11 protein-coding genes are annotated in these 9,548 nt (G+C 61.7%); 7 read left to right on the forward strand and 4 right to left on the reverse strand.

Annotated elements, in window-relative coordinates:
• From DBR34_RS02965 to DBR34_RS02985, 5 genes are all read left to right on the forward strand, one after another.
• A partial coding sequence (locus DBR34_RS02965) for a DNA-binding protein (protein WP_128095630.1) occupies positions 1 to 927 on the forward strand: 927 nt, incomplete at its 5' end.
• A 90-nt stretch (positions 928 to 1,017) separates the two neighbouring features.
• Complete coding sequence (locus tag DBR34_RS02970) at positions 1,018 to 2,055, forward strand: hypothetical protein (protein ID WP_128095631.1); 1,038 nt, start codon at positions 1,018 to 1,020, stop codon at positions 2,053 to 2,055.
• Entirely contained in the window at positions 2,033 to 3,571 is a 1,539-nt protein-coding gene (locus DBR34_RS02975) for a hypothetical protein (protein ID WP_128095632.1), read from the forward strand. Before DBR34_RS02970 ends, DBR34_RS02975 begins: the two co-directional genes overlap by 23 nt.
• A gap of 288 nt (positions 3,572 to 3,859) precedes the next feature.
• Positions 3,860 to 4,147 (forward strand): hypothetical protein, encoded by a 288-nt coding sequence (locus DBR34_RS02980; protein ID WP_128095633.1) that lies wholly within the window; start codon positions 3,860 to 3,862, stop codon positions 4,145 to 4,147.
• Positions 4,148 to 4,236: 89 nt separating this feature from the next.
• The gene (locus DBR34_RS02985) at positions 4,237 to 4,539 is read left to right on the forward strand and encodes a hypothetical protein (protein WP_128095634.1); all 303 of its coding nucleotides are present in this window, start codon (positions 4,237 to 4,239) and stop codon (positions 4,537 to 4,539) included.
• A 621-nt stretch (positions 4,540 to 5,160) separates the two neighbouring features.
• Here DBR34_RS02985 and DBR34_RS02990 read toward each other — a convergent pair.
• Complete coding sequence (locus DBR34_RS02990; RefSeq protein ID WP_128095635.1) at positions 5,161 to 5,568, reverse strand: helix-turn-helix domain-containing protein; 408 nt, start codon at positions 5,566 to 5,568, stop codon at positions 5,161 to 5,163.
• A gap of 142 nt (positions 5,569 to 5,710) precedes the next feature.
• On the opposite strand from DBR34_RS02990, the gene DBR34_RS02995 reads away from it, so the two are divergent.
• On the forward strand, positions 5,711 to 5,950 hold the full coding sequence (locus tag DBR34_RS02995) for a hypothetical protein (protein ID WP_128095636.1): 240 nt from the start codon (positions 5,711 to 5,713) through the stop codon (positions 5,948 to 5,950).
• Positions 5,951 to 5,963: 13 nt separating this feature from the next.
• Here DBR34_RS02995 and DBR34_RS03000 read toward each other — a convergent pair whose 3' ends face one another.
• On the reverse strand, positions 5,964 to 6,353 hold the full coding sequence (locus DBR34_RS03000; protein ID WP_128095637.1) for a hypothetical protein: 390 nt from the start codon (positions 6,351 to 6,353) through the stop codon (positions 5,964 to 5,966).
• 884 nt (positions 6,354 to 7,237) lie between these two features.
• Here DBR34_RS03000 and DBR34_RS03005 point away from each other — a divergent pair.
• The gene (locus DBR34_RS03005) at positions 7,238 to 7,618 is read left to right on the forward strand and encodes a DUF3653 domain-containing protein (RefSeq protein ID WP_128095638.1); all 381 of its coding nucleotides are present in this window, start codon (positions 7,238 to 7,240) and stop codon (positions 7,616 to 7,618) included.
• Between the two features lie 42 nt (positions 7,619 to 7,660).
• Here the strand turns inward: DBR34_RS03005 and DBR34_RS03010 are convergent, their stop codons facing one another.
• Both DBR34_RS03010 and DBR34_RS03015 read right to left on the reverse strand, forming a co-directional pair.
• Entirely contained in the window at positions 7,661 to 8,344 is a 684-nt protein-coding gene (locus DBR34_RS03010; protein WP_128095639.1) for a TraX family protein, read from the reverse strand.
• Positions 8,341 to 9,548 (reverse strand): zonular occludens toxin domain-containing protein (locus DBR34_RS03015; RefSeq protein ID WP_258223627.1); only part of this gene is annotated, 1,208 nt, incomplete at its 5' end. The genes DBR34_RS03010 and DBR34_RS03015, both read right to left, overlap by 4 nt.

Raw genomic sequence — 9,548 nt, forward strand, 5'->3', positions numbered from 1 at the left:
ACCGTGGAACGGATTCGCGCCCACCTCGGCACCGGCTCTCCGAATACAGTGACCCGCTGGCTGGAGACGTGGTGGTCCAGCGTCGGCAGCCGCCTTCGGCAACGCAGCATCGAAGATGCGCGCCCGGAAGTGCCGGCCGACGTCATGGGGCTCGCGCAGCGCTGCTGGAGCGCTGCGCTGCAGAGCGCAGGGGAGCAGGCACGACGGGAACTGGAGGCTGAGCGCACTTTGGTAGCCGACGAAGCTGCCCAATTGGCCGCTACCCAAACGCTCCGCAGCCAAGAGCGCCAAGAGCTTGCACTGGCCCTGGCGCAGACGGCTGCTGCGCAGACCTCCATTGAGCTTCTCCGCAACCAGCTGGCAGAGGCCAGCACGCAGTCACAAGAGGTTCGCGCGCAGCGGGATGGCGCCTGCGCGCGCGCCGAGGCCTTGGGCCAACAGCTGCAGCAGCTCCAGGCCTTGGCGCAACGGCAGCGCGAGCACGACGACGAAGAGCGAAGCAAGCTGAACGCGCATCTGCGCGCTACAGAGGACCGTTGCCTGCTCGAGATCGATACGCTTCGCCAACAACTCCGGGATCTGCAGGCTCAGTTGGCGCGAGCGGCCAAAGCTGCATTGGCCCAGAAAGGCGCTCATGATGCTGCCCTGTCCGCAGCGCAGGCCGCCTTGTCCGGCGCGCAGCGGGAGCTGCAGGTGCAAACCGCCCTGGCTGACGCGCACGCCGCGCAAGTGGCCCGACTGACCGACCTGCCCGAACGCATGCAAGCCGCCTTGGCGCGTGGGCCGCGCCTGCCCCCGAGGCAGCCCCGAACGGCGACCAAAACCGCGACGGCTTCGGGCGCGACAGCTGCGCGATCGCGCCGTGATCCCCCCGGTGCCGCGGCCACTGCACCGGCACGGGCTAGTCGGCGCCGTAAAACCGGGTAATCTCTCCCTGTGCGACGTGCCCGAGGCAACCTGCAATCACCACAGGATTCGGCGCGCCACAAGGACCAGGGGCACAAGGAGTTATCACGTATGGGTTTTCTAACTGACGATGAACGTCAGCAGCTGCGCATTCACAGCATGATCCTGCACGTGGTCGGCGACGGCGATTTCGAGCCACAACCGGCTCGGGCTGTCGAGCACGCGCAGTTTTTCCTCTCGCGCATCCGGGACACCGATGTCGCTGCGGTCCATCAGTTCCGGCAGCGCGCTCCCACCCGCGATATGTTGGCGCGAATGGCCGTCGCCGCCGAGACCTTTGAGGATGGCGCGCAATCGCTATCGGCTGCGTTCTCGCGGCAACACCGGACCACCACGCGTGACGGTGCGTTCTTCATCTTTGAACTTCGCGTGACCGACCCTGCGGTTCGGATCTACAGCCTGATCAAGTATGACTATCGCGAGGCCATCGAGCAGGCGATCGAGGCGGACGGGCAGCAGCGCCTACGCCAGATCGTGCATGCTTTCATTGATGATAAGAAGGCGATCCAGAAATCTGCCCTGATTCGCATCACCGACGGGGTGGTGGAGCCCCAGGTGTCGGCCCGGGATCGCACCAAGACCTCCCCCGACATTGCCGATTACTTCTCGACGTTCCTCGATGTTGATCGTGCGCGCACCGATGAGGAGCTGAATATCTCGCTGCTGGACTCCCTGCGACAGGTGCTGGTCGCCTCGATCGACCTGTTGCCCGAGCGCGACCCAGCTACCGCCCTGAAGACCGCCAAGGCCCTGTTGCGTGACCGTCAGCAAATCGACCAGGACGCCATCGTGGACGCGGTGTTCGCCGCCGCCGGCCACCCCGACGAGGAAGTGCAGCTGGTGCTGCGTCATCGCATCACGCGCAAGTTGCAGAGCCAGCGCTTGGCCGGGTTGGCGTTCCCTCCGGACCGCCGGGTACTACGTCGGCCACCGATGCGCAGGATTCGTACTGCTGAGGGCGTGACGGTGACCTATCCGGATGGAGTCACGGTCACGCGCGTTCCGCGCGAGAACGCCCTGGGCGAAATCATCACCATCACCACCGACTTGATCGTGGAGGAAACCCTTGTCCGTGAAGGAGCTCGCTGAGGCCATTGACCGCCTGGTGGAGGCGGGCGGGGCGCTGGTGACCGAAACAGTCGACATCACGGTGGTGTCGCAGCTGTCGGCGGCTAACGCCGATGCGCTCACGGCATTGTGCGCGGAGCTGGACTGGACGATTGAACTGTATGATCGCGCCGGCGAGCTGTTAGAGCGGAATCAGGCAACACACGAAGAATTCAGCCCCTACCGATTCCATCTAAAAAAGCCACCGGCAGCGCCGGGTGTGCTGCGTTTACTAACCCGCGCGGGGTTGCGGCGTGCATTGCAGGAGGGGCAGCCGGCTCCGGTATGGGCGATTCTCGGATTCACTGCTCGGATCTCGTGCGGACTGCGCGTACTCCAAGGATGGGACGAGTCAACGCCCCCCGCAGAGATTCCAGCGACCAAGTCACCGCGCAAATTGGTGCGCGAGTACGGCCAGGTTCGGCAGGTGCCCAGTGATGTACGCCTGTGGCTCTCCGCAGAACTGGATGAAGCCACTTACATCCAGCCCGCCGCCCAGGCATGGGTATCGGCAGCCACCTCCGCACTTACCGCATGTCTGCCAAATGAGATCGATGCAGACGATGGACGATTGAAGTTCCGCGGACCTCCGCGATTCGAGCTGACTGCCTACGATTGCGCCGATCAACCGCTGGATCGCGGCACCTTCAATGTTGTGCTGCGCGCAATTGAGTGGGTGTTTGAAAGCGACCGCGAGGCCGAGCTCAGACACACGCTACTTGCTGGTGAGCTCGCTCGATCCGGGCCGTTGCAAGAGGGAACCACGCAATTCTTGCAGGCGCATCTCGGGCATGCCCTGGAGAGTGCTCACATTGCATATCAGATGGCGCTTTCCGAAACTGCTCGCGACACCCTAAAGATCCTGGGGGAGCTTCGCAAGACGGTTACCGACGAAACAGCGAAACTGGCAGAAATGAGCCGCCAGCTCACCGGTGCCGTATCTGCAGCGGTGGCTACCGGCATCGGCCTGATCGCTGCGCGCGTAGCCGCCAACGCGCCGGCCGTCTTGATTGTGTCCGTCGTGGCTGTCGTACTGATCTACATTGCGATGATCATTTCCTCTGGCATCCGTTTCATGCAACTGCAGCGCACCTTGCGCGCCGAATGGCAGCACCGCCTTTACCGCTTTTTGCCCCGTAGTGAGTACGCCACACTGGTGACCGCTCCCACTGGACGCGCCGAAGCGTCGTTTCGGATGACCGCTTGGCTAGGGGGGAGTGCGGTTGCAGTGCTGAGCGTGGCGTGCCTATGGGTCGCAGTGTCCACTCCGAACGCAGCGGCAGTGACGGAGGGTCCCGCTACGACACCGCCGCAAAGTGTCTCGTCGCAAGCACGGAAGGTGCCACTGCCGTCGCCGGCGGGGCCAACTTCACGACCTACAGCCGCGACGGCGATGCCGGCCTGCCCCTCCGGGCAGGCGGCGTGCAACCAAGCAAGCACAGCGGGACCCGTCCCTGCCAGCTCCGAAGTGCCTCCGTCGGCTCCGGTCACAAAATAGCTCCCGCGGCGGGCATGGCAGGGCCGCCGTCAGTTGTCAGGGCCGGGGCAGGGCGCCTGGTTGAACCGGTCGCCGCGGCTACCGCACGGTGCACGGCAACTGTGCTCGTTCACCTCTAAAGCTCAAAGATATAGGCCCACCATGCTCGCCGGAAGCGAACCTGCGAAGCAGGGCGACGTGTTACGGACTGATTAAACCACCACAAAAACCGCACGAGGAGCGTTTAAGAACTGGCGACGCAGGCCGATAACAGCTGCGTTGAACTAACATCCACTCGGAGAACGTGCAGTGTCTGACAACCCCTCATATCAATATCTTCCCGCCGAAGGGTGGTATTTCACTCATCCGAACAGCGAGGGAGCCAGCTTCCCTCGTACCTTCTATCGAGTGGCACTTTGGCGAGTTGAAACAGATGGCAGCATCCTGGGCTTGATTTCTGTTCGTCTTGGATCTGAGCATGCGGCCGATCCAGTGCGCTTGATCTCGCCACCGCGCGGAAAGGGCGCGCAATACGTTCATATGGATGACCTCACTGACGAAGATCGAGCAGAGATCACAAAGCGACGTTTCTCCTGATCTTCGCCTGGCACATATGAGGCTTGAGGATGCACTCCATCCAGGTCGCGCTGCACCTGCACACCACCTCGTTAAGAAGGAACTAATCCATGGCAAGAATCGGATTTGAACTATCCGGCTGTACTGAGCAAATCTTGGCCGCCGTCAACACGAAAATCGAAGCCATCCCTGGAGTAAAATCCTTCCGGATAACCCAATCGATCCGAGATGCATCGGTACTTATCGTCGACTTCGGGGGGGATGAGAAGGCGCTCACCGCCCTGTTGAAACAAGCGCTCACGCCTCTCTGCGTGAGCGTACAAGGCGGAAAAGCGACGATATTGATCCCGATCACCCGCCGCACCGAGAACCTCCGGTGGCGCAAACGGCAATTTCGAACAGGTGGCGGATGACCGGATTCAACGACGATGCCGGCTACGGTAGCAGGAAGAGGCGACGCGGTCCGCGATCGTCGCCTTGGAGCAGCAACTTGGAATGACTGTCCGGCAACGGGGCGAGGCCATCACAACCGCTGACTGCACACAGTTACCTATTGGCGGGTGGTGGCCACGCTCGAGCGCACTGTGGAGGTCGCTGCAGGCAGCACCTTGCCGGCAACCCATAAGCGCGTGCGTCGAGCCAACCCGAGCGCAGCGCAAGCCCAGCCATCACCAAAAAGCAGACCCTCTGCCAGAGTCAGCACCGAGCGCTAAAAGTGGGACGGCGGGCGTTCCTTAACAGGAGTTTTCAGCAGGATCTACCCGTGACCGCCATCCGATCAGCTACTGTTGCGAATCAGCACGGCTCAGCAACCGGTGCAGTGCATCCGCCCGATGTTCGCCGATCTCAGCGTCGGAATTAACGAGCGGAGCGCAACGGCCATGCTGAGGACACAGTAGAGGGGAGTAGGCCGCCCGGCGCGCTTCTCAAGTCGTAGCACCCAATGTGGCCCAACCGCCCCGACAGGCCCTGCGACGTGGACACCGCTATGGCTGTGCGGCTAATCATGGTTTTTCTTCTGGCGACTCGCAAAGCTACGTTGTGTCACGGGAGCTGACGCGCGGCTGCCGCAGTTTACGCACAACTCTATCTGATGTCGCCGTCTGTCCAATGGCCTGGCGTCCATAGGGCGTTTGAAGTGACTCAAGCCCTAGCAGCGCACGCACTTCCGCCGTGGTGGGCTTGGTGGTCGGAACCACCGTGAGCTCGCCACCCATCCTTTCCAGCACAGCGACAACAGTACCGAGGGCGGTACCGGCAGCCCCCTTCTCCAGCTCAATGATCGTCTTCCGGCTGACGCCTGCGGCGGTGCCCAGGTCCGACTGGCTCAGGCCGCGCTGAATGCGCATGCTCCTGATCTGGACGGCTAGGCGGAGCAAGACGATGTCATTCATGTCCTTTATTTTACACATCGATAGCCCCATGTCCGCAATATTGGACAACCGGCAACAGCCTCCTGATATAAGCTAACGCCGAAGATGGCTCCGTGCGGGCTTGTGTCTACGACCGCTGGCCGGGCATAGCTGCCGACCTATTGCCACGAATGGTCGATCGATTTTGGCGTGATACTGCGGGGAGTGTGCTATGGCTGCCTATCGCGTCGGCAATCGGCGCGGATCACGGCGGCGCATCGGCTTGAGGTGGAGTACCGCTCCTCTTGCCGATTTCGCACTCTTACGCACTAACCACTTCATCAGCGCGGTGGGGGTGACGTTCGTGACTTCCCTGGCCTTCGTCGGCCTCCTGCTGGCCTTTGACGAATGGATGCGGCCGGTAAGCGACTTGAGCATTCTGCATTCCAGCTCAGAATTTGCGTTGTTCTAGAGCCACAATTGGATCACCACCTTGCGTCCGCGCTCCAAGACGAAAGATCCTGCCGGGCAGCTTCAAGCACCAGCGCGGGCTCCAGGATCAGCATTTCTGATGGCGAGTTCCCACGTAGCTGAGCATGGGGGGCAATAAACCACTCGAGCTCCTCCCAACCTGAGGTCCGCTCGCCGCCCGAAACTCCGTACTGACCGCGCAACAGCGCTAGAACTTCCTCAAGGACGGGCGAAGGCTTGCCGGTAGGATCGAGCTGCCATGGAGGAAAGAGATATAGAAGCTTTTCTGGAATCCACACCGCAAAAACAGCCCCAGATTGCAGGCATTGATTCAACGTCCGACCTTCGCGAGCAAGCTCGCAAAGTAGCGATTCGAACGTCGCCGCATCGAGCCAATTAATCACGGCCTTCGCCCTGCCTTGGGCAGATGCTGACGTTTCCGGAGGGGTTTCACAGCGCATTTTGTGTCTGATGCATGAGCTACTGGCCCTAAGAATGCCACGGCCGCTTGGTCTTAACATGTGGGGGAAATGTCTCAAGCGTCACTCGCAACTCGAAGTGCCTTCATGAATAGGCGAGGGCACTTGATGGGGACCAAAATCGGCGCACAATGACTCTCGGATGCTTGCTTCCGGAAGACGACAATGCCCGGCCCCGTCACGCAAGAAGAAGCCGTCGTAGCAATGATGTCCCTTCTTAAAAAGGGAATGGCGACCACTCAGCGGAACCTTCGACAAGAACTTGGAGGGCACGGCTCAGGCCCGAGGCTTAAGCGCTTCATCGAAGCGTTTTACGCCGAGTACGGTCCCGCGATGGTAAATAAGCCGAGCTCAGGTGCTGAGGGCGAAGATGATTCATCGGTCCGGCCGGCTGGTTCGGGTGCGATGATGTTGGTGCAAGCCACAGTACCGGCGGACAGTCCGTGGCGCCGGTTGATCGAGCTGCTCACTGCGTGGGAGTCAGATCTATTGCGCCGGGAGGAGACCTTGTCGAGGCGTGAGTACGATCCGCATCGTCGGCCTTACCCCTGAGCGATCTGTGGCGTCAAAAAACGTACTTACGCCGGACAAAGTACAAATTTAGTTGGCGCAAAAGTACAAATTTAGTTGTCCCGTCAGCTGACGAACAGATCCAGAGCTTGAACCAGCGCCAGCCAGAGCCAACGAAACGTGCCAGCCGGGCCATTACTCAATTTCGCATAATGTATATTATGTAAGGTTGTGGCTGGCCCGACTGGCACGGATGTTGCCTTTGCCTTGGGTCCGACCCGTCAGATGGAGCCTGACCAATGCGTGATCGCAAGCTGACCGGCCCTTGGGCCGGTTTTTCGTTCAAGGGTGGCCGACTGGTCACCCCCGAGGGACGCGAGCTCCTCCCGGAGGATCTGGCCTGGCTGTCGTTGACTGCCTGCATTGCGCAGGAATGGCGGGCCATGATGGCAGACACACGCCGCGGCTACGAGCCGAAGGATCGCCACGGAAAGCCTTGCAGCAGTAGGCGTTCGGCAAAGGCGATTCCTGCAGGGCGACGCGCGGCCGTGGTCAACCTGCGCGACTACGTGAGACGGACATACGAACAGCGGTTGACCGTGGGTGATCCCGGTGCCGGTGCCGGAGCAATTTCAGCTGGCCAGCTGGAACCGGGGCGGAACTCCGGCCAGCGCGTGTGAGGCGTCATCCGTAGGGGCGATGCCCCTACACCCCGTGATGCATCACGCAAAGATGGCCGCGACAGCTGCCAACAGGGTCAAGTGCGCAACGTAGTACCCGTAGAACGCCCAGCGTGTCCTGGGCACGGGCCACCGCCACTCCCCGGCCTGCATCAGCGGCAGCGCGAGAAGTGCCCAACCGTTGCCGTTGTAGAGGCACAGCAGGCCCATGGTGATCCAGACCCATATGGGCAGGACGGCATACAGGCGCGCCCGGCGCCAGTCCCATGACCCCAGCAGCCAGTGCATTCGTCGGCCATGCTGGCGAAACCAGCCCCACGCGGCCAGAACGAGCCACACGCCCGGCCACGCGTAATCCACGAACGGCGGCAGCGCGACCGCGCAGACGGCCACCAGCGGCCACAGGCGGCGTTGCAATGCCCATACCGCCGACGCAGCGAGAGCGAATGTGAGCAGGACGTTCAATGGCAGCAGCGAGCCAAACACGAGGTATGCCGGCAGCATGGCGACAAGCCCCCAAATTGCGAGGCGCTTGATGGACTTCAAGGCATCCGCGCCGGGCTGGGCGAGGTTGTAACCCATGACCAGGGCAAAGACGGGGAAGGCCACCCTCCCCGCTTCGGACACCACCGGGACGTACCCAAGGCCGAGGGCCGTCACCACGTGATCGCCGGTCATCAGCAGCACGGCCAACCACTTCAGCAACTCACGTCCGCCGCTGGTCATAGCTTTGCCTCCCGAAGGACAGTGACGCCGCCCTTGTAATCGGGCGACTCGGGGAAGCTCCCCAACGGACGCTGGCCGTGTTCAATCGTCGCCCCCTGCTCCGCCCTGCCCCGCGCGGCAATCTCGCCGCGTGCGCGATCCATCTGGGTCTGTGCATCAACGTAGCGATCTTGGCGATGGTCGCGGTACGGCTCGTATTGGCCGCGCCGAGCGACGAAGCGACACGTTGCGTCATCAAGATCGTATGACGTGCCCTGCTCAGTGATGCACGTGCAGCTAGGATCGTCATGCGCACCCTGAGCATTGACACCACCGGCAGAAGACATGCAGAACAGTCGCGGTGCCTCACTGGGCACGCTGATGGCGCTGTCATAGACCGGCGCGCTCCACGGCTGCGATGGGATGCGCGGAATATGCTCCTTGACGTAATCCTCAATGGTTGTCCTGGGTGTAGGCACACCCACCCCGCCCGCCGTCGCTGACGCTCCGTCGCGCGGTGTGGCCGAGCCTTGTCCAGACGTGATTTCCGGCTTGATGTCATTGCCGCCCATCCGGCCACCCATGCGCCCGAACGCGTAGTACATCAATGCCACGCCACCAACGAGCAAGATCGGCAACGCGATGTAGTACCAGGGGATACGCACCTGAGTGGTATCCAACTCGGTCGACTTGTACATGCCCATTGGGCGCTTGGGCAGCGCCTTGCGCTTGACAGTCAGGGGGATCGCTTTCTCAGCATTGGCCTCAAACCGATCGAACTCGCGCAGGTGTACGAACTTCGTACCGAAGCGACGGCGCACGTGGATATGGCGCTCGATCAGGTCATGCACGAACTGATCGCACTGTTTGTCCGGCGACTGGCTGACGAAGATGAAATCCAGACCGCGATGCCGGTGCTTGGCAAGCTGCTCGACGTGGTGCGGAACCTTTGCGCCCGGTGCGCGCTTGGGCAGCATCTGGTGCTCATACGCCTCATCGACAAGCGCAACGGCACCATCGGGCAGGAAGGCAGGCCAGTCACGGAACTGCTCTGGCGTCATCTCAAGGACGCCCGTTTTCGCATAGTCAAACTCGCGGATGTTGCAGGCGTAAACCATGCGCCCCTGATCCTTGAACTCAAGGAGACGCTCAATGGCGTGCAGGGTCTTCCCGTGTCCAGGCTGGCCCGTATACCAATAGATCATGACGTACTCCCCGGAATCTG

The organism is Stenotrophomonas sp. HMWF003, assembly GCF_003061285.1.
GTDB classification, from domain to species: domain Bacteria; phylum Pseudomonadota; class Gammaproteobacteria; order Xanthomonadales; family Xanthomonadaceae; genus Stenotrophomonas; species Stenotrophomonas maltophilia_AP.

Bases quoted from the DNA above. Each gene is read 5' to 3' on its own strand.
- DBR34_RS02970 (WP_128095631.1), top strand. From the start codon at position 1,018: ATGGGTTTTCTAACTGACGATGAACGTCAGCAGCTGCGCATTCACAGC.
- DBR34_RS02985 (WP_128095634.1), top strand. From the start codon at position 4,237: ATGGCAAGAATCGGATTTGAACTATCCGGCTGTACTGAGCAAATCTTG.
- DBR34_RS02995 (WP_128095636.1), top strand. From the start codon at position 5,711: ATGGCTGCCTATCGCGTCGGCAATCGGCGCGGATCACGGCGGCGCATC.
- DBR34_RS03005 (WP_128095638.1), top strand. From the start codon at position 7,238: ATGCGTGATCGCAAGCTGACCGGCCCTTGGGCCGGTTTTTCGTTCAAG.
- DBR34_RS03010 (WP_128095639.1), bottom strand. From the start codon at position 8,344: ATGACCAGCGGCGGACGTGAGTTGCTGAAGTGGTTGGCCGTGCTGCTG.